The following is a 19,404-nucleotide window of genomic DNA, read 5'->3' as shown; positions in this document are numbered from 1 at the left end:
CCCCGCATGAATGCCGATGGATGTGAAGCTTTAGTGCAAGATCGACAGAAAATGAAGCGCAACCATCACACTCTCATTCGCCTATCCGATCGAACGCACTAGCCCTTATGTGGTGGTCGCATACAGGAACGCCAGAGCCGCTACCAGTGCCAAATGCGGCAAAAGCCCGATTTTTCCGGCTTTTGAGCACCTTCCCACCCCATTGAAACTATTGAAAGCAATCAAGGCAAAAGTTATATGGCTTAGTAAAGAATTATAGAGATCAGGAATCCGGAGTCCCTGAATGGCGGAAGAAGCCGAAATCGCGATCGAGAGCAGGCTGCGCAACGTAGGCCTCAGGCCGACCAGGCAGCGGATCGCGCTGGGGGATCTTCTTTTCGCCAAGGGAAACCGCCATCTGACCGTGGAAGAGCTTCACGAGGAAGCCGTTGCCGCCGGCGTGCCCGTCTCCCTGGCCACGGTCTATAATACGCTGCATCAGTTCACCGAAGCCGGCCTGATCCGGGTGCTCGCCGTCGAGAGCGCCAAGACCTATTTCGACACCAACGTCTCCGATCACCATCACTTCTTCGTGGAAGGGCATAACGAGGTGCTGGATATTCCGATCAGCAACCTGACGATCGGCAACCTGCCGGAGCCGCCGAAAGGCATGGAAATCGCCCATGTCGACGTGGTGATCCGCTTGCGCCGCAAGCAGCGGTAAAAGACAACGACGGCTGGACTGTCTCACGGCTCCCAACAAAGCCGCCCATTATTCGCGAATTACATCACATCGTCCGGATGCCGGCCCGGCTTATGGTGGTAGGTCGGGAAGGTCCAGCCGAACCAGAGCGCGCCGCCGCGCACGGCGAAAGCCGCGGCAACTCCTAGCCCGGCCGACGCATAGAGCGGCAGCATCGTCGCGTTGGCGGCGGTGAAGACACCAGCACCGACGAGGGCGGCCGTCACGTAGATCTCCGGCCGCAGCAGAACCGAGGGTTCATTCGCCAAGAGATCGCGCAGGATGCCGCCGAAGGTCGCCGTCAGCGCGCCGGTGACGATCGCGACGGTGGGAGAGCCCGTCGCCGCCATGCCCTTGGCCGCGCCCATCACGCAATAGGCCGATAGGCCGACGGCATCGAGCCAGAGAAGCAGCCGGTAGCGCGATTCGAACAGGTGGGCGGTGAAGAAGAACAGCACCCCGACCACCGCGCAGATGATGATATAGGTCGGGTTCAGCACCCAGAAGACCGGCACCCGGCCAAGGACGATATCACGCAACGTGCCGCCGCCGATGCCGGTAACCGCCGCCAGGAACATGAAGCCGATCAGGTCGAGCTGCTTGCGCGAGGCCGCGAGCGCGCCGGTTGCGGCAAAAAGGGCGACGCCGACATAATCAAGAAACGAGAGAAGCGACATCGAAAACTCCAGCGGAACGCCCGCGATTTTCCGAAATGAATCACGACGGCAAGGGCCGCGCAAGCAGGCACATGCAAAGATGCCGCAGCGGTTGCGGCTGTTGTCGCGGCCGCGACGGCGCTTCGAAAGGAATCCCCCGTGAAATCCCTGCTGATCGTAATCCTCAACCTCGTCGCACTCGTGATCATGCCCGTCGTGGCCGAGGCGCAGCAATCGATCCTGCAGGACCCCGTGGCCTACGAGAAGGATCACTTCACCAAGAGCTGCGACGGCCAGGTGAGCTTCGGCGATCATTTCGCCACCCAGCAGGACATCAACAACGACAAGCTGATGGATATCGTCATCAACGAGGGCGAGATCACCTGCAAGGGCGAAAAGCAGGCCTACTGCACCGACGAGGGTTGCCCTTACAATTTCTACGTCCAGGTGGCCGAGGGCGGCTACCTGCTGATCGCCACGGCGCAGATCTATGGCTATGATTTCATACAGCGCTTCGGCAACATGGTGCTGGTCATGAAGATGCATCCGCGTTTCTGCGACCGCAAGGAAGGCGAGGCCGTCTGCGAAATCACGGTCCGGGTCCGCGGCACCAAGTTCGTCACCATTTCCCAGAAATAGGATTTACAGCGCGGACCGTCTTGCGGCCCGGACACGTGGCTACGGTCCGGGACACGTCGTCACGGTCCGGGACACGTCGTCACGGTCCGGGATAAAGCGCCGAAGTGCGACCTACGAAATAATAGCCGACGAGGCCGACCCATTCGCGCAGGCCCGTCGCCAGCAGCTGCGCATTGCGCGAGGGCTGGGTGAAATCGAAGCCGAGCCTTTCCTTGCCGGTGCTGCGATAATCGACCGGCCACGGCACGACGGGAATGCCCTGCTTGCGGAAGATGCCCATCGAGCGCGGCATATGGAAGCCGGAGGTAATCAAAAGGCAATCCGAAAGCCCGTTCTGGGCGAGCAGCTCCTTGGTGTTGACCGCATTCTCGAAGGTAGTGCGCGAGGTCTTGTCCTCGACCATGCGGCTTGTCGGGATGCCGAGCGCGGTGAAGAAACGCTCGGAAATGACGGCATCGCCCTCATACGTCCCGCCGATCGAGCCATCACCGCCCGAAATCACGATGCGCGCCTGCGGGTATCTTTGCGCCAGGCGCAGTGCCTCGATGAGGCGGTCGCCGGCCGAATCGAGCTCGTAGCCGCCACGCGCCGTCGTCACCTCGTTCTGCGTCGCGCCGCCAAGCACGATCATGCACTTCAGATCGGCCGGATCGGCAGCGGGATGCGGAAAGCGCTCTTCCAGCCCCTGAACGACATAAGCGCCGGCCGTCGTATAGAGCGAGACGAACAGGATCAGCACCGACAGCAGCGAGGAGACAATTGCGGTGGCACGCCAGCGCAAGAGAACGGCGATAAAGGCCAGAAGGACGAAGAGAAAGGCCAGCGACAGCGGCTGACCAAAGATCCAGACAAGTTTCGAAAAAACGAACACGGCATATCCTTACGCTTGTCGGCAAAACGATTCGACTTCCTCCCTAGCAGATTTTGTGCGCTGCAATGTGGCTATTTCGCCCGTGGCGCTGCGGGAGCCGCCATTATCAGCCGCTGGTTGAAACGGCGCTGCAGCCGGCGCGGAATGAAAAGCGTCGATAACGCCAGCGCGAGCGCGACCATCGAAACCAGCCAGAGCGCCCGGGCGCCGAGACTATTGGCGAGAAGCGCGCCAATGATGGCGCCCGATATCATGCCGCTCCAAGGTACGATCTGCACCCGCCAGGCAAAATCCCGATCGCCCAGCAGAAAGCGGCCGATGCCGCGACCGAAGCGCGAGAGCGCGCCGGTCACATAGGTCAGGCCGATCGGCAAGCCTTCGATATGCTCGACCGTGGCATTGACCATCCCCATTGCGAGCACGACGAGATAGAACTGCACGAGAACCAGCGACGGCTCGCCAAAGCCGGCGGCCATCGCGAGAAGGATGCTGACGCAGGCAAGCACCACGAAAGCCCGCCGATCCGCCGCATGGGCAACGACGATCCCAAGCGCATTGCCGGCAATGAAGGTCAGAATGGCGGAAAACAGCACCGCCGCATGACCGAAATCCCCCGTTCCCAAAGCAATCGCCGCCCGCGTCGTATTGCCCGTCATGAAGGACACGAAATTCCCCGTCAGCATCAGCCCGACGGCATCGGTCATCCCGGCCAGAAAGGCGATCGAGGCAACAAGCGAAAGCCCCGTCACGGTGCGGCGGGTTCTGATGAGACGACGGCGGCGCTGTCTGGTCATGGGCGATTCGGGGTGTGGTTAAGGAGGATGGGAGGCTAGCACGGAGTTGGGGGTGCGGAGGATGCGGCGTTCGCTCGACACAAAGAATCTTGCCGAAGCGCGCTTATAATCTCTTCTTGGCAAAGGCGCGTCCTGATCCGGATTTGAGATATTTTTCGAACGCTTGTGCCTGCGCCTCATCGGAAAAGCCGATGTAGGTTTTGACCAACCACGGCGCATATTTCGATGTGTGAGGCACTTCTCCGGCATTGTGCTTCGCCAGGCGGGCTTTTAGATCTCCAGTCACACCAACATAGTGACGATCAGGAAACTCACAGCTTTGAAGGATATAAACATATTTCATACACAAGATGATAGCGTACGGCCGCAAAAGCACAACCAGAGCGCTATTTCCAGCTGTACAAGCAATGACTTCGAGACGAAATTGCCGACGGGGATTCGGAGAGGTCCGTTTCCATCACTGCGGAACAGTCTTCAGCTCATCCGGCCTTAGCGCCTGCCAAGCGGAAGCTCGATCAAATAGTCCGCACACAAAAGCGAGATCGTGAAAGATTAATCTGTACCGAGTAGAGAAAGTCCGCTTTCGTTGCTACGCAACTTCAGCGGGACAGCCTTCGTCTGCTGGCTTGCCGAACCGAAGCTCGGAGAGCGAAGGCTGGTGGAGCTAAGCGGGATCGAACCGCTGACCTCTTGCATGCCATGCAAGCGCTCTCCCAGCTGAGCTATAGCCCCATCAAGATGGTGCCGTTTTACCGGCCCTGGGTCCCTTCCGAGCGCTTCGCCCGTCGGGGTGGCGGCTTATTACTTGTGGTTTTCACAGATAGCAAGCCGAAAAATTCGGCCCGGGAAAATTTTCTTGGTTCCCGAGCCGATTGTCTTTCAGATCAGACGTCGTCTTCGTCGCCGGTGACGCCGATGATGTCGCTCATGTCGTCATCATCTTCATCTTCATCGGCTTCGAGGAAGGTGTCGTCGTCATCGTCGCCGATTTCGACATCGTCATCGCCCATGTCCGGAATGTCGTCGCCGCTTGCAGCGTCATCGGCATCCTCGAGCGAGACCAGTTCGACTTCCGTGTTCTCGGTATCGACTTCAGCCACTTCGTCTTCTTCCGGAGCTTCCTTGGAAGCGGAGGTTTCCTCGAAGAAGGACAAGGGCCAGGACTTGCCGGTATAGGGCGAGACCACCGGGTCCCGGTTCAAGTCATAGAACTTCTTGCCGGTATCGGGGTCGGTACGTTTTGTTCCAAGTTCCGCTTTCGCCACTGTCAAAGCCTCATGAATGGCCGAATGAAAATTCGGCAATGCCGGGGAAGCCGGCGTTTTAAGGGAAATATCAGCCGGTCCCCTTAATCGTTGCGGCCGTATCTGTCAAAGCTAAACTTCATGCCGCTTTGCACCCGGTTTTCGCGCGTTGCGGGATGACTGGGCAGCGGGCCTGTGCTAACCAGCCCGTGTGAACCGCAGAACATCTGGCCAAGGACGAGAGCAGCCAGCACAGAATGCGGCGGAAATACCGGCATCGCAAAGGATATTGCCCATGCCGCACACTGCTTTTCCCAAACCAGCCGTGGCACACCGCTCGGCCGGCCTTTCCGGCACGATCCGCATTCCCGGCGACAAATCCATCTCCCATCGTTCCCTGATGTTCGGCGGCCTTGCTGCGGGCGAGACCCGCATCACGGGCCTGCTCGAAGGCGAGGATGTGCTGAATACAGGCAAAGCCATGCAGGCCCTGGGCGCTGCGATCCGCAGGGATGGCGACGCATGGATCGTCAGCGGCACCGGCAATGGCGCGCTGCTGGCGCCTGCGGCACCGCTCGACTTCGGCAATGCCGGCACGGGCTCCCGCCTGACCATGGGCCTGGTCGGCTCCTACGCTTTCGAAACTACGCTCATCGGCGACGGCTCGCTTTCGAAGCGGCCGATGGGGCGCATCCTCGATCCGCTGCGCCGGATGGGAACGCAGGTCCGCGCCGCCGATGGCGACCGGCTGCCCGTCACGCTGCATGGACCTCATGTGGCAAGCCCGCTCACCTATCGCGTGCCGATGGCCTCGGCGCAGGTCAAGTCTGCGGTGCTGCTCGCCGGTCTTAACGCGCCCGGCATAACGACGGTCATCGAACCCGTCATAACGCGCGATCACACGGAAAGAATGCTCGCCGGCTTCGGCGCGGCACTTTCAGTCGAGACCGATGCCGCGGGCGCTCGCACCATCCGCCTCGAGGGTCAAGGCAAGCTCACAGGCCAGATGATCGACGTTCCGGGCGACCCCTCGTCCGCCGCCTTCCCGATTGTGGCGGCCCTGATCGTGCCCGGCTCCGACATCACCATCCGCAACGTGCTGATGAACCCGACGCGCACCGGCCTGATCCTGACGCTGCAGGAAATGGGCGCGGATATCGAGATCCTCGACCGGCGCGTCACGGGCGGCGAGGATGTCGCGGATTTACATGTGCGGTCCTCGACGCTGAAAGGCGTGACCGTGCCGGCCGAGCGCGCGCCGTCGATGATCGACGAATATCCCGTGCTCGCGGTCGCCGCCGCCCTTGCCGAAGGTACGACCGTCGGCTGGAGGAGCTGCGGGTGAAGGAATCCGACAGGCTCTCCGCCGTCGCCGAGGGATTGAAGCTCAACGGCGTCGACTGCGCAGAGGGCCAGGATACGCTGGCGGTCCGCGGTAGGCCGGACGGCAAGGGTCTGGGCAATGCCGGCGGCGGGGAGGTCAAGACCCACCTCGATCACCGCATCGCCATGAGTTTCCTTGTCATGGGGCTTGCCAGCGAGCACCCTGTCACGGTCGACGATTCCGCCATGATCGCCACCAGTTTTCCGGAATTTTTTGCTATGATGACAAGATTGGGCGCGACGATCGAAGCCAGAGACTGATAGACCGCGCCATTGGCCATTCGGAGCCTTGCCTTGCGGGGATTCCTGGAAATGGCGCAGCAAACGGATCGAAGCCATGTATCAGCCTCCCCATCATCGCGAAGACGATCTTGCCACGCAGCACCAGCTGATCCGCGCCCATCCGCTGGGACTGCTCATTACGGCTGGTGATGGCGGGCTGATCGCCAATGCCCTGCCGTTTCATTTGAATACGGAACTGTCGCCGAAGGGTACGCTGCAGGCCCATCTGGCGAGGGCAAACGGCCAGTGGAAGGAAATTGCGGCCGGTGCGCCTGTTCTCGTCGTCTTCCAGGGCGCCGATACCTACATCACGCCCTCCTGGTATGCGACGAAGCGGGAAACCGGCAAGGTGGTGCCGACCTGGAACTATGCGATCGTGCAGGTGCGCGGCCCGGCCCGGACCATCGAGGACCCTTTATGGCTCCGCACGCAGATCGGCGCGCTGACGGGCGAAAACGAGAGCGACCGCGCGCAGCCCTGGACAGTAGAGGATGCACCGCCGGAATTCATCGCCGCCCAGATGAAAGGCATCATCGGCATCGAAATCGACATCGAGACGATTGACGGCAAATGGAAGGTAAGCCAGAACCGGCCGCTGGCTGACCGACAGGGCGTCGCCGAAGGCCTTTCGGCGATCGATCGCACGGAGGCAGCGGAAATGGCCGATCTGGTGCGTCGCTACAGCAAATAACGAAAGACCGGGCAGGGACAGACAAGACATGATCATCGCCATCGACGGACCAGCGGCTGCCGGCAAGGGAACTCTGGCACGCCGGATCGCCGAAACCTATGGCTATCATCATCTCGATACCGGCCTCACCTACCGCGCTACCGCGAAAGCCCTGCTCGATGCCGGATTGCCGCTCGACAACGAAGCCATCGCCGAAGCGATGGCGCGCAAGGTCGATCTGGCCGGGCTCGACAGGACCGTTCTGTCCCGGCATGAAATCGGCGAAGCCGCATCGAAAATCGCCGTCATGCCGTCCGTGCGCTCGGCATTGCGCGAAATGCAGCAAGAATTCGCGCGCAGGGAGCCGGGCGCAGTGCTTGACGGTCGTGATATCGGCACCGTCGTCTGCCCGGAAGCACCGGTGAAATTCTACGTGACGGCCTCGGCCGAGGTCCGGGCGAAGCGGCGTTACGATGAAATCATCGAAGCCGGCGGCAGCGCCGATTACGACGCCATTTTCGAGGATGTAAAACGGCGCGACGAGCGCGACATGGGCCGCACCGACAGCCCTTTGAAACCAGCTGAAGACGCATACTTGCTAGATACCTCAGAAATGAGTATAGAAGCGGCGTTTCAGAAGGCTAAATCGATCGTCGATGCCGCTCTGAGCCGAAATGCCTGAAAATATGAGCGGCTTTCGCGCGCCCCGCGCCGGAAACCGCCGATTTCAAAATAGCCTGACATTCCGTCCAAGCGCCGGATAGTTTCCCGAAAGGGAGGCGGACTGGGGTCAGGCCCGTTTAACGCGAACCACCGGCGCGTCAGTGTCCAGATCGCATGATCGGGACACGCCAGGAGATTTTATGTCTGTAACTTCCCCCTCTCGCGAAGATTTCGCAGCTCTTCTCGAAGAATCCTTTGCCAAGAACGACCTGGCTGAAGGCTATGTCACCAAGGGTATCGTCACTGCCATCGAGAAGGACGTTGCCGTTGTCGACGTCGGTCTCAAGGTCGAAGGCCGCATCGCGCTGAAGGAATTCGGTGCACGCGCCAAGGACGGCACGCTCAAGGTTGGCGATGAAGTCGAAGTCTACGTCGAGCGCATCGAAAACGCACTCGGCGAAGCCGTTCTGTCGCGCGAAAAGGCTCGCCGCGAGGAAAGCTGGATCAAGCTCGAAGCCAAGTTCGAAGCTGGCGAGCGCGTTGAAGGCGTCATCTTCAACCAGGTCAAGGGTGGCTTCACCGTCGATCTCGACGGCGCTATCGCCTTCCTGCCGCGTTCGCAGGTCGACATCCGTCCGATCCGCGACGTTACCCCGCTGATGCACAACCCGCAGCCCTTCGAAATCCTCAAGATGGACAAGCGCCGCGGCAACATCGTCGTTTCGCGTCGTACGGTTCTCGAAGAGTCCCGTGCCGAGCAGCGTTCTGAAATCGTTCAGAACCTCGAAGAAGGCCAGGTTGTTGACGGCGTCGTCAAGAACATCACCGATTACGGTGCGTTCGTTGACCTCGGCGGCATCGACGGCCTGCTGCACGTCACGGACATGGCATGGCGCCGTGTGAACCATCCGTCGGAAATCCTGTCCATCGGCCAGCAGGTCAAGGTACAGATCATCCGCATCAACCAGGAAACCCACCGTATCTCGCTCGGCATGAAGCAGCTCGAGAGCGATCCGTGGGATGGCATCCAGGCCAAGTATCCGGAAGGCAAAAAGATTTCCGGTACCGTTACGAACATCACCGACTACGGTGCGTTCGTCGAGCTGGAGCCGGGCATCGAAGGCCTGATCCACATCTCGGAAATGTCCTGGACCAAGAAGAACGTTCACCCCGGCAAGATCCTGTCCACGAGCCAGGAAGTCGAAGTCGTCGTTCTCGAAGTCGATCCGACCAAGCGTCGTATCTCGCTCGGCCTGAAGCAGACTCTCGAAAACCCGTGGGCAGCATTCGCCCGCAACCATCCGGCTGGCACCGAAGTCGAAGGCGAAGTCAAGAACAAGACCGAGTTCGGCCTGTTCATCGGCCTCGACGGCGATGTGGACGGCATGGTTCACCTCTCCGACCTCGACTGGAACCGTCCGGGCGAGCAGGTCATCGAAGAGTACAACAAGGGTGACGTCGTCAAGGCTGTCGTTCTCGACGTCGACGTCGAGAAGGAACGCATCTCGCTCGGCATCAAGCAGCTCGGCAAAGACGCAGTCGGCGAAGCAGCAGCTTCCGGCGACCTGCGCAAGAATGCAGTCGTTTCCTGCGAAGTCATCGCAGTCAACGACGGCGGCATCGAAGTGAAGCTCGTCAACCACGAAGACATCACCTCGTTCATCCGCCGCGCCGATCTGTCGCGTGACCGTGACGAACAGCGTCCGGAGCGTTTCTCGGTTGGTCAGGTTGTCGACGCTCGCGTCACCAACTTCTCCAAGAAGGACCGCAAGATCATGCTGTCGATCAAGGCTCTGGAAATCGCAGAAGAGAAGGAAGCCGTTGCTCAGTTCGGTTCGTCCGACTCGGGCGCTTCGCTCGGCGACATCCTGGGTGCGGCTCTGAAGAACCGCAACGCCGAATAATCTTCGGTAGAAGCCTGGAAACAAAAGACCCGCCGGATCGCTCCGGCGGGTTTTTCTTATGTTTGTATTGCAGCGATCCTGCCGCCCATCCGTTGCGAGGCCGCCTATTCCCAGGCCACCATGCGCCGATAGAAATCGAAGGCGTGATCGTGCAGGGGATCACGCAGAGGCTGCGGCAAGGCAGCGAGTTCCGGCTTGATGCTATCGCCCCGCCGTGAGGCCAATCCTTCCTCGGCTTCGTCGGATGCCTCTTCTATCGCCTGTGCTGGCCGCTCTTCGGCATGCGCTTCGTTCTCATCCTGATCCTGCGGGGTCTCTTCGTCCTGAGCTTGCCCGCCCTCCTCATCGCCAACGGGATCGACTCGATCGAGCAGCTTCGATTTGTCATTTTTGACGGGCGCATCGGCCGGCAGATAGTTCGCGACGACGAAGGGAACGCCGAGCGGCAGAGGCGCCGACATTCCCGCCTGCTCCGCAGCCTCATACATCGCCATCGGCGCCGCAGACGACATTTGCGGCGGTGTCTTGCCGGCAGAGAGCGCAGCGGCGACGGGCGCTTCAGGTTCCTCCATCAATGTCACCGGCATGGCCGTTGCCGGAACCACGCTCTTGGGGCCTTCATTGACGGTCGGCGGCGTTGCGGATTGGGCCTGCGTCGCCGCATTGCCGGTCAGTGCCTGCGCGATGATCTTCTCAACAGAGGAAGAGGGATTGTTGATAATCTGAAGAAGATCGGCATCGGTCGCCATGATGGGCGGGCTGATGACAATCTGCAGGCCCTGTTTGATATCGGCTTCGATCTGCTGGATATCCCGCGGCACGGGCGGCGGCGTCAATGGCGACCGGATCAATGCGACCTCGGTCGGGAGTTTGGCTTCGGCGGCGATCGCCGTCAGCAGCACACCCGCAGTCAGATCATCGACGAGAGACGCGAGCACGGAAGGCGAAACCGGGGAGGCCACGGCGGCAACGTTGCCGGCAGACGCGGCTTGCGGGGGTACGGCGGTTCCGTTTTGTGCGGCTGTCTGCGCTTGGGTTGTCTGGCCGGCAGCCGACGCGGGTTGAGCGGGCATCCCCGGCTGCGGGGTCTGCTGTCCTGCGGGCGTGGGTTGTGCAGCGGGCTGAGCCGTCGCTGGCGTGGTCGTCGCGGGCGCGGGCATGGCGGGCGCCGGCTCCTCTGCGGCAGCGGCAAGTGTCGTTGCCAGCGCGGCCATATCGGCAGCTTTTTGCAGCGTGGCCGACGCCGACGCCTGCCGGGCCGGCGTTTCCAAATTGCCGGCATTCTGTCCATAGGAATTGACAACCGCCTTCAGCGCAGCATCCGGCTCGCCAGCCGACGCCTGCTCAAGACTGAGAGCGAGCTGAATCGCCTGAGGGCTTTCCGGATTCTCCAATGCCGCAGCGAGAAGCGGCAACGGCACCCGCGTCGTCATCTGCGCATCCATCTGCTGCTGCGCGGCGGCAAGCTGCGGCGGCGGCAGGCTGCGGATTGCGGCGGCGACACGCTGCGCATAGGCGGTATTGCTCTCGCCCGGTTCGCGGGAGACATTCACTGCCTTGCTGGCGGCATCGATGGCGGAGAGCAGGCTGTCCAGCATGCGCTCGCGGGCTGCAACCAGCAGCATGTTCAGTTTGCCTTCGACACTGGTGTTGACGGCGCTGGACAGAACGGCAATCGGCGTTGCCGTCGTCTGAAGCCCGGAGGTTTCAGCGGTTGCGGCAATCGGCTTATCTATGGACACACCCACAGCGGACACGGCACCAACGGGAAGCAACATGACATGCTCCTTTGTCTGGCAAGGCGACGATGGAAGCGGGAGGGCAGGTTCAATCCAGGTCCGCTCATGCGGCCGGTGGATTTCCTAGCGCCGGATGGCCGACGTGGCGAGGCACGAATGCGCGCAACTGGAAATCATCCGCAAAATAACAGTCTAGTCCTTAACAGATCCCTAAATGAAAAGGCCGGCGCCATTTTCGCGACACCGGCCCTTCGATTTGGCTCCTGCGGCAAAACCCTCAGCTATGCGCGAAAATATCCGCCTCTTCCCAACCGAGAAGATCGAGCTTGGCGCGGGTCGGCAGGAAAGCGAAGCAATCATCCGCATAATCCATGCGGCCGTCGCGCAGGAGACGCTCGGTCAGCTTTTCGCGCAGCGCATGCAGATAAAGGACGTCAGAGGCAGCATATTCGAGCTGCGCGGGCGACAATTTTTCCGCAGCCCAGTCGGACGATTGCTGGGCTTTGGAAATATCGACCTCGAGCATCTCCTTGAGATTGTCCTTCAGGCCGTGGCGGTCGGTATAGGTGCGGCAGAGGCGCGACGCTATCTTGGTGCAGAAAACAGGCGTCGTGGTGACGCCGAAGGTATGGAAGAGAACCGCGATATCGAAACGGCCGTAATGAAAGATCTTCTGGTGCGTGGGGTCGGCGAGCATGGCGACGAGATTGGGCGCCTGCTTCTGACCGGCGGCAATGCGGATGACGTCGGCGCTGCCATCGCCCGGCGAAAGCTGCACCAGGCAAAGCCGGTCGCGGCGCGGAACGAGACCAAGGGTTTCGGTGTCGATGGCTATGGCGCCGGTATAGCGGGCGGCATCCTCAGTGGAAATATCGCCTTCGTGATAACGGATGGTGGCAGCCATGAGATTCTCCCGGCCTGTCTTCAGAATTCGCTTTTCGTCCGTTCTATAGAACAGACGGGCTGAGAACCATACCGCCGCCGTTCAAAATGTCGGCGGCGTGTTGATCCAGAGCAATATGGTCTCGCCATCGTGCCGGTTGCGCCAGGAATGATAGCGGCGGCTCTCGAAGTAAAGGGAATCGCCGGGCAGGAGATCGAAGAACTGATCGCTGTCGAGCACCAGCTCCAGTCGCCCGGCAAGAACATGAATGAACTCCTCGCCTTCATGACGGTAGGCGCCCTCGCTCTCGGCACCGGGCGCGAGAACGAAGCGATGGCAGTCCATCATCGTCTGCCCTTCGGCGAGAAGCTGGACAGTGACGCCAGGCGTCGTTGCCGGCCAGGCGCGCCATTCGCCGGATCGGATGAGGGCGGGCACGTCCTCCCTCTCCTCGCCGGACAAGCGCGAAACGGTCGTGCCATAGTAATCCGCGATGTCGTGAAGGGTCTTGAAGCTGACACCTTGAGAGGTTCGCTCCAGGGTGGACAGCGTCGAGGACGTCATGCCCATGTCGGCGGCAACCTGTTCCAGCGTCTTGCCGGCGGCATGGCGCAGCGAGCGGAGTCTGCGGCCGATGTCGGAGAATATCGATTGTTCGCCATTCTCCGTGCCGGCAGTACTCCCCTCCTCCGTCTCAAGCGCTTCGCGAATCGCCGCCGGATTGAGGCCGCGCTCGGCCCGAAACCAGGAGATACGCTTCAGCCGCGCCACGTCCTCGGCACTGTATTGACGGTGTCCGGTCTCAGAGCGGGAGGGAACGACAAGCCCCTGGCTTTCCCACAGGCGAAGCGTCGAGGCCGATACGCCGGCAAGACGCGCCGCTTCCGCCACCTTGTAGCGCACAGGGTAGCGCTCCGGTTCGATGCTGCTCATTTGCCAATATCCCTGATCTTTTGTCTTTTGAACCGTTTAGCATGGATGAAGCGACTTAGCGCGCCTTAAACACCGCACGCCGCCCTCGCACGGAGCCCCCAACGCATTCTTGTCACCCTCACAAAATCTCGCTTGAAATCTTGCAGGAAAAATGTAGGAGTTTTCATAAATAACTTGCAGAACTTCTGCAAGATAATTCCAAACGACTTTCTGGGAGCCACTGCCATGACCCTGACCGAGCGGAAGAATGCCGCGATTTCCCGCGGCGTCGGAATGACGACGCAGATCTATGCCGATCGCGCGGAAAATTCCGAGATCTGGGACAAGGAAGGGCATCGTTATATCGATTTTGCCTCCGGCATCGCCGTGGTGAATACCGGCCACCGCCATCCCCGCGTCATTGCCGCCGTCAAGGAGCAGCTCGACCGTTTCACCCATACCTGCCACCAGGTCGTGCCCTATGAGAGCTATGTGCATCTGGCCGAACGGCTGAACGCGATCGTTCCCGGCGACTTCGCCAAGAAGACGATCTTCGTGACGACCGGCGCCGAAGCCGTCGAAAATGCCGTCAAGATCGCGCGGGCCGCCACGGGCCGCTCCGCCATCATCGCCTTCGGCGGCGGCTTCCACGGCCGCACCTTCATGGGCATGGCGCTGACTGGCAAGGTCGCGCCCTACAAGATCGGCTTCGGCCCCATGCCGGGCGATGTCTTCCATGCGCCCTTCCCCGTGCCGCTGCATGGCGTCAGCGTCGAGCAGTCGCTGGCCACGCTGAAGAAACTCTTTGCCGCCGATGTCGATCCGCAGCGCGTCGCTGCCATCATTCTGGAACCCGTGCAGGGCGAAGGCGGCTTCTACCCCGCGCCTGCGGCCTTCATGAAGGCTCTGCGCGAGATCTGCGACCAGCACGGCATTCTCCTGATTGCCGACGAGGTGCAGACCGGCTTTGCGCGCACCGGCAAGATGTTTGCGATGGATCACCATGAGGTGGCGGCCGATCTCGTCACCATGGCGAAGAGCCTTGCCGGCGGCTTCCCGCTCGCCGCCGTCACCGGCCGCGCCGAAATCATGGATGCGCCAGGACCGGGCGGCCTCGGCGGCACCTATGGCGGCAATCCGCTTGGGATCGCCGCTGCCCATGCGGTTCTCGACGTCATCGCCGACGAGGGGCTTTGCGACCGCGCCAACCAACTCGGCGCACGCCTGAAGCAGCGACTGGAATCGCTGCGCGACAAAGTGCCCGAGATCGCCGACATCCGCGGCCCCGGCTTCATGAATGCTGTCGAGTTCAACGATGCCACCACCAAGCTGCCGAGTGCGGATTTTGCCAACAAGGTTCGGCTGACCGCACTCGACAAGGGGCTGATCCTTTTGACCTGCGGCGTCCATGGCAACGTCATCCGCTTCCTGTCGCCTATCACCATTCAGGACGGCGTGTTCAGCGAGGCGCTCGACATTCTCGAGGCGTCGCTGCTGGACGCAAGCGCCTCCCATTGACGCGCGCCATTGACGATTTTCCCATTATCCGCCCGCGCAAGCTGCCGGGCGAAAACCTGCCGGAGTGCATAGCATGTCCTTTACAACAGCCATGACCAAGCATGTTCCCTTCTCCTCGCGTTTCCTGCGCGCCGCCGGCTATATCAACGGCGCCTGGACGGCGGGTGGTGCTACGAAGACGTTTGATGTCATCAACCCCGCCACCGGCGAAGTGCTTGCGTCGCTGCCCGAAATGGGAGTTGCCGAGACGACGGCTGCCATCGACGCAGCCTATGCCGCACAGCCCGCCTGGGCCGCCCGCCCGGCAAAGGAGCGTGCCGCAACCTTACGCAAATGGTTCGATCTCATGGTCGCCAATGCCGATGAGTTGGCGGCGATCCTGACCGCTGAAATGGGCAAGCCGCTGCCGGAAGCAAGAGGCGAGATCCTCTACGCTGCCTCCTATGTCGAATGGTATGCGGAAGAGGCCAAGCGCATCTACGGCGAAACCATCCCCGCACCCTCCAACGACAAGCGCATGGTCGTCATCAAGCAGCCGGTCGGCGTCGTCGGCACGATCACGCCCTGGAACTTCCCCGCCGCGATGATCGCCCGCAAGATCGCACCGGCGCTTGCCGTCGGCTGCACGGTCGTCTCGAAGCCTGCGGAGCAGACGCCGCTGACGGCGATCGCGCTTGCCGTGCTTGCCGAGGAGGCAGGCATTCCAGCCGGCGTGCTCAACGTCATCGTCGGCACGGATGGCCCGGCGATCGGCCGCGAGCTTTGCGGCAATGCGAAGGTGCGCAAGATCAGCTTCACCGGCTCGACCGAAGTCGGCCGCATCCTGATGCGCCAGTGCGCCGACCAGATCAAGAAGGTCAGCCTCGAACTCGGCGGCAACGCGCCCTTCATCGTTTTCGACGACGCCGACCTCGATGCCGCCGTCGAAGGCGCCATGGCTTCGAAATACCGCAATGCCGGCCAGACCTGCGTCTGTGCCAACCGCATCTATGTCCAGTCGAATGTCTATGATGCCTTTGCAGCCAAGCTTGCGGCCAAGGTCTCGGCGCTTTCGGTCGGAGACGGTTTCAAGCCAGGCGTGACTGTCGGCCCGCTGATCGACGAACAGGGCGTTGCCAAGGCCGAGGACCATGTACGGGATGCCGTCGCAAAGGGCGCCAGGGTTGCGCTTGGCGGCCAGCGCATCGAAGGTGCCGGCACCTTCTTCGCGCCGACCATCCTGACCGGCGTCGACCGGAGTATGAAGGTCGCGCGCGAGGAGACCTTCGGCCCGGTGGCGCCGCTCTTCCGCTTCGAAACCGTCGAGGACGTCATTGCCCAGGCGAACGACACGGAATTCGGCCTTGCCGCCTATTTCTTCGCCGGTGACTTGAAGAAAGTCTGGCGGGTGGCGGAAGCACTGGAATATGGCATGGTCGGCATCAATACCGGCATCATGTCGTCGGAGACGGCGCCCTTCGGCGGCATCAAGCAATCCGGCCTCGGCCGCGAGGGCTCGCGCCACGGTGCCGACGACTATCTGGAAATGAAGTATCTCTGCATCGGCAATGTATAGCCGACTATCAGGTTGACGTAATGTGAACGCGGCCCCGCCATAGCCGGGCCGCGCTCAACCGGCCAGTATGAAAGGCGCCGGTATCGAGATTGAGCCTGAGACCATTGACTTCGGCCTGCCGGATCGGCGTGTGACCGTGAACGATCAGCTTCGGCAGCGGCTGTGCGCTGTCATAAAAATGCGAGCGGATGAAGACGAGGTCGTGATCCTGCTGATCCGCAATCGATCGGTCGGGATCGATGCCCGCATGAACGAATAGGGCCTGTGGTGTATCCAGCAGGATTGGCAAGCGGCGCAGGAAATTGATGTGATCGTCCGGAAGCCAGGTTCGCAGGAAGGTATCGAGCTTTTTCTGGCTGGGATATTGCTGACGCAGCGTCTGGATATCCGCGCCATAGGACGCAAGCGTGGCGTCGCCTCCGAGCGTCACCCAGTCATCCAGCGATATGCCGCCATCGAGATAGGCCAGCATCTCCATTTCATGATTCCCCGTCAGGCAGATGCGATCGAAACCGTTCGGTGGCGGCGCCATCAACCGACCGATGACTTGCGCCGAGGCGGGGCCGCGATCGATGTAGTCTCCCAGCATGATGATGAGCTTGCGGCCGGGAAGCCCCGCCGCGTCGGCAACGATCTTGCGTTCCAGCGCGCTTAGGAGATCGTAGCGGCCATGAACATCGCCGATGACATAGGTCGGCATGTCGAGACGTTCGAGGCGCTCCCGGCGCCGACGATGGCCGAAGCCATTGGCCATTTTTTCGCGTATCCTAGATGCCGCCATGAAACTGCCTTTCGAGCGCACACCCCTGAACGCCTTAACCGTGTCTGCAAAAAGGACTCAAAAACGACGATTCTTTGCCAGAGAGGCGGAAATCATCGCCGGTGACGGTTCCGGCAGAGGGTCTAGGCCTGCGGCACCGGCTCGCCTTGCGGCAAAGCGTCCCGAACGGCGCCTTTATGCATGGAGAAAGTTGACAGTGCGTATCCGCAATCATATCGCGCTAGCCAAGCTGGCGCGAGAAACTCCCGCCACCCGGCAATACGCAATATCCCGGCAAAGCGCGATGCCGGGCTGTTTCGGCGTGGCGGCCGCCGGATTGCCGGCCAAACCGACAGCGCCCCAAACTGGAACGTTACATCCATGCTGCCTGTAAATTTATCGTGAAGTCCTGATGGATACAACGACAGCGCTCCAACTCTGCCGCTTCCTGCATGATTCATCCCTCATGCTTCTATGGGGCGCCTGTGCCTATCTTTCTATGTTCGTGCCAAAGACGCTCGCCGACGCCGTCTGGCGCATGATTGCAAGATCGTTCTTCCTGATTACCGCAATTGCCGTCCTGACGATGCTGGCTGCGCTGCCGGTAACAACCGCAAGTATCGGCAACGGATGGAGCGATGCACTCGATGCCGGGATGGTCCACGACGTGCTTTTCGAGACGACTGTCGGTACCGCCTGGCAGGCACAGGCTCTGGCGGCGCTGGTGATGATCGGCGCCTTGCTGCTGCCGGAGAGCTGGCGGCGCCATGGCCTGGCCCTGGGTGCCGGCCTCGGGCTCGCCTCCCTTTCATTGACCGGACACGCCTCGATGCTGGAAGGCTGGCTCAAGCAGGCCCATCGGGCCAACGATATCCTGCACGTCCTGACCGGCGGCGGCTGGCTGGGGGCGCTGGTGCCGCTGCTTCCGATTCTCAGGCTTCTCGGCCGACCGGAATACAGGGCGGAAGCGCAGATCGCCCTGCGCCGCTTCTCCAATGCCGGACACGTTGCAGTCGCGCTCGTCATTCTCTCCGGCGTCATCAATACGCTGCTGATCCTGAAGCGCCTGCCGACCGACTGGTCTTCGCCCTATCAGATGCTGCTTGCCATCAAGATCGCGCTCGTCGCCATCATGGCCGTGCTGGCCATCGTCAATCGCTATGTCTTCGTTCCCTGGATCGGCCGCAAGCCGGCCCGCGCGCTGCTGGCCCTTCGGCTCGGAAGCATCGCCGAGATCGTCATCGGCATTGTCGTCATCGGGCTCGTCGCCTTCTTCGGGATGATGGAGCCGGTCTGAACAATTTCATGAAAGCGCACGGCGACTTTCCGTCGGGAATTGCGAGGAGATAAAGGGATGGAACGGTTCAGAGATTCCGCGGAAAATTGAACCGCTCTCGCTGTATGCTCCAAGGCATCCTTAGCCGCCGAGCGACTTCACGACCGCGCGAACGGCGGCGGCATCGCCTGTCGCAGGCTTGTATTCCAGGCCGACCCTGCCGCGATAGCCTTGGGCGAAGAGCCAATCGAGCCGTTCCTTCAGATCGACATGGCCAGTGCCGGGATCATTGCGGCCGGGATGATCGGCGACATGGAGATGCACGATCCGGTCGATCCGATCGCCGACCACCGCACGCGTGTCCTCACCCATGACGGCGGAGTGATAGACATCGTAGACGATGCCGATTTCCGGACGGCCGACTTCGTCGACGATATCGAGGCCTTCCACCGTCGAAGACAGATAATAGCCGACATGATCGATCGTCGTGTTCAACGGCTCGAGGCCGAGCCGGACACCGGAACCTGCAAGAATCTCGGCACCCGCGCTGAGAGCAGCGACGATGGCTGACCGCTGCTCGCCACGTGAAAACTCCGGCAGGTCGTCGCCAGCCTGCGCGATCAGGACCGTAGCGCCGAGGCGTTTCGCCACGGCGACGGACTCTCGCAGACCCCGCAGCCATGCCTCCCTGTTTGCCGGATTCGTCAGCGCGATCATCGGTTCCGCGACCATGCCGGAAACCGCAATGCCGGTCTCCGCAACGGCGGCGGCGATCGCATCGAGATCCTTGTCCGTCCAGTGCCAGAACTCGACCGCATCCAGCCCCGCCTCGTGCGCCAGCCGGATACGATCGGCGAAGACGTCGCCGTCGCGCGCAAACAACCATTCGATACAAGCCGAAAACTGCCGCATGAGATTCTCCTCCCTCAACCGG

General features: G+C 61.3%; 18 protein-coding genes, 1 tRNA gene and 1 pseudogene. 9 read left to right on the top strand and 11 right to left on the bottom strand.

Features of this window, described 5'->3' with window-relative positions; all coding sequences use genetic code 11:
- The first annotated feature begins 283 nt into the window (after window positions 1–283).
- Window positions 284–703, top strand: coding sequence for an iron response transcriptional regulator IrrA (gene irrA, locus BJ928_RS32485; protein WP_047635774.1), 420 nt, complete (start codon window positions 284–286; stop codon window positions 701–703).
- A 59-nt stretch (window positions 704–762) separates the two neighbouring features.
- Here the strand turns inward: irrA and BJ928_RS32480 are convergent, their stop codons facing one another.
- Window positions 763–1,398 carry a trimeric intracellular cation channel family protein gene (locus BJ928_RS32480; protein ID WP_047635775.1) on the bottom strand — a complete coding sequence of 212 codons (636 nt, stop codon included), beginning with the start codon at window positions 1,396–1,398 and terminating at the stop codon, window positions 763–765.
- Between the two features lie 138 nt (window positions 1,399–1,536).
- Between BJ928_RS32480 and BJ928_RS32475 the strand changes: the two genes are divergently transcribed.
- Window positions 1,537–2,016 carry a hypothetical protein gene (locus BJ928_RS32475; RefSeq protein WP_047635776.1) on the top strand — a complete coding sequence of 160 codons (480 nt, stop codon included), beginning with the start codon at window positions 1,537–1,539 and terminating at the stop codon, window positions 2,014–2,016.
- Window positions 2,017–2,095: 79 nt separating this feature from the next.
- Here the strand turns inward: BJ928_RS32475 and BJ928_RS32470 are convergent, their stop codons facing one another.
- From BJ928_RS32470 to BJ928_RS32450, 5 genes are all read right to left on the bottom strand, one after another.
- Entirely contained in the window at window positions 2,096–2,887 is a 792-nt protein-coding gene (locus BJ928_RS32470) for a YdcF family protein (RefSeq protein WP_047635777.1), read from the bottom strand.
- 71 nt (window positions 2,888–2,958) lie between these two features.
- Window positions 2,959–3,681, bottom strand: a complete 723-nt coding sequence (locus BJ928_RS32465; protein WP_047635778.1) for a YoaK family protein — start codon at window positions 3,679–3,681, stop codon at window positions 2,959–2,961.
- 103 nt (window positions 3,682–3,784) lie between these two features.
- On the bottom strand, window positions 3,785–4,024 hold the full coding sequence (locus BJ928_RS32460) for a GIY-YIG nuclease family protein (RefSeq protein WP_047635823.1): 240 nt from the start codon (window positions 4,022–4,024) through the stop codon (window positions 3,785–3,787).
- A 313-nt stretch (window positions 4,025–4,337) separates the two neighbouring features.
- Window positions 4,338–4,413, bottom strand: a tRNA-Ala gene (locus BJ928_RS32455).
- Between the two features lie 152 nt (window positions 4,414–4,565).
- Window positions 4,566–4,946 (bottom strand): TIGR02300 family protein, encoded by a 381-nt coding sequence (locus BJ928_RS32450; RefSeq protein WP_047635824.1) that lies wholly within the window; start codon window positions 4,944–4,946, stop codon window positions 4,566–4,568.
- A gap of 274 nt (window positions 4,947–5,220) precedes the next feature.
- Here BJ928_RS32450 and aroA point away from each other — a divergent pair.
- From aroA to rpsA, 4 genes and pseudogenes are all read left to right on the top strand, one after another.
- Window positions 5,221–6,569: pseudogene (gene aroA, locus BJ928_RS32445) on the top strand (3-phosphoshikimate 1-carboxyvinyltransferase).
- Window positions 6,570–6,645: 76 nt separating this feature from the next.
- Window positions 6,646–7,281 carry an FMN-binding negative transcriptional regulator gene (locus BJ928_RS32440; RefSeq protein ID WP_047635779.1) on the top strand — a complete coding sequence of 212 codons (636 nt, stop codon included), beginning with the start codon at window positions 6,646–6,648 and terminating at the stop codon, window positions 7,279–7,281.
- A 28-nt stretch (window positions 7,282–7,309) separates the two neighbouring features.
- Window positions 7,310–7,942, top strand: a complete 633-nt coding sequence (gene cmk / locus BJ928_RS32435; protein ID WP_047635780.1) for a (d)CMP kinase — start codon at window positions 7,310–7,312, stop codon at window positions 7,940–7,942.
- Between the two features lie 181 nt (window positions 7,943–8,123).
- Entirely contained in the window at window positions 8,124–9,827 is a 1,704-nt protein-coding gene (gene rpsA / locus BJ928_RS32430) for a 30S ribosomal protein S1 (protein WP_004127690.1), read from the top strand.
- A gap of 104 nt (window positions 9,828–9,931) precedes the next feature.
- Here the strand turns inward: rpsA and BJ928_RS32425 are convergent, their stop codons facing one another.
- The 3 genes from BJ928_RS32425 to BJ928_RS32415 form a co-directional block, all read right to left on the bottom strand.
- Entirely contained in the window at window positions 9,932–11,605 is a 1,674-nt protein-coding gene (locus tag BJ928_RS32425; RefSeq protein WP_047635781.1) for a hypothetical protein, read from the bottom strand.
- Window positions 11,606–11,843: 238 nt separating this feature from the next.
- Entirely contained in the window at window positions 11,844–12,470 is a 627-nt protein-coding gene (locus BJ928_RS32420; protein ID WP_047635782.1) for a ribonuclease D, read from the bottom strand.
- Between the two features lie 81 nt (window positions 12,471–12,551).
- The gene (locus tag BJ928_RS32415; RefSeq protein ID WP_047635783.1) at window positions 12,552–13,382 is read right to left on the bottom strand and encodes a MerR family transcriptional regulator; all 831 of its coding nucleotides are present in this window, start codon (window positions 13,380–13,382) and stop codon (window positions 12,552–12,554) included.
- A 225-nt stretch (window positions 13,383–13,607) separates the two neighbouring features.
- On the opposite strand from BJ928_RS32415, the gene BJ928_RS32410 reads away from it, so the two are divergent.
- Both BJ928_RS32410 and BJ928_RS32405 read left to right on the top strand, forming a co-directional pair.
- Window positions 13,608–14,879, top strand: a complete 1,272-nt coding sequence (locus BJ928_RS32410; protein WP_047635784.1) for a 4-aminobutyrate--2-oxoglutarate transaminase — start codon at window positions 13,608–13,610, stop codon at window positions 14,877–14,879.
- Between the two features lie 73 nt (window positions 14,880–14,952).
- A complete protein-coding gene (locus tag BJ928_RS32405) occupies window positions 14,953–16,434 on the top strand; it encodes an NAD-dependent succinate-semialdehyde dehydrogenase (RefSeq protein WP_047635785.1) in 1,482 nt (493 codons plus the stop codon).
- A gap of 7 nt (window positions 16,435–16,441) precedes the next feature.
- On the opposite strand, the gene BJ928_RS32400 is transcribed toward BJ928_RS32405, so the two are convergent.
- The gene (locus BJ928_RS32400) at window positions 16,442–17,188 is read right to left on the bottom strand and encodes a metallophosphoesterase (RefSeq protein ID WP_052227931.1); all 747 of its coding nucleotides are present in this window, start codon (window positions 17,186–17,188) and stop codon (window positions 16,442–16,444) included.
- A 418-nt stretch (window positions 17,189–17,606) separates the two neighbouring features.
- Between BJ928_RS32400 and copD the strand changes: the two genes are divergently transcribed.
- On the top strand, window positions 17,607–18,491 hold the full coding sequence (copD, locus tag BJ928_RS32395; protein ID WP_047635787.1) for a copper homeostasis membrane protein CopD: 885 nt from the start codon (window positions 17,607–17,609) through the stop codon (window positions 18,489–18,491).
- 120 nt (window positions 18,492–18,611) lie between these two features.
- Here the strand turns inward: copD and BJ928_RS32390 are convergent, their stop codons facing one another.
- On the bottom strand, window positions 18,612–19,382 hold the full coding sequence (locus BJ928_RS32390; protein WP_047635788.1) for a TIM barrel protein: 771 nt from the start codon (window positions 19,380–19,382) through the stop codon (window positions 18,612–18,614).
- Between the last annotated feature and the right edge of the window lie 22 nt (window positions 19,383–19,404).

It is taken from the genome of Rhizobium sp. WW_1 (assembly GCF_003610155.1).
Lineage (GTDB): Bacteria > Pseudomonadota > Alphaproteobacteria > Rhizobiales > Rhizobiaceae > Rhizobium > Rhizobium tropici_A.
Note: the sequence above shows the minus strand (reverse complement) of the source record. Positions and strands in the feature narration are given on the sequence as shown.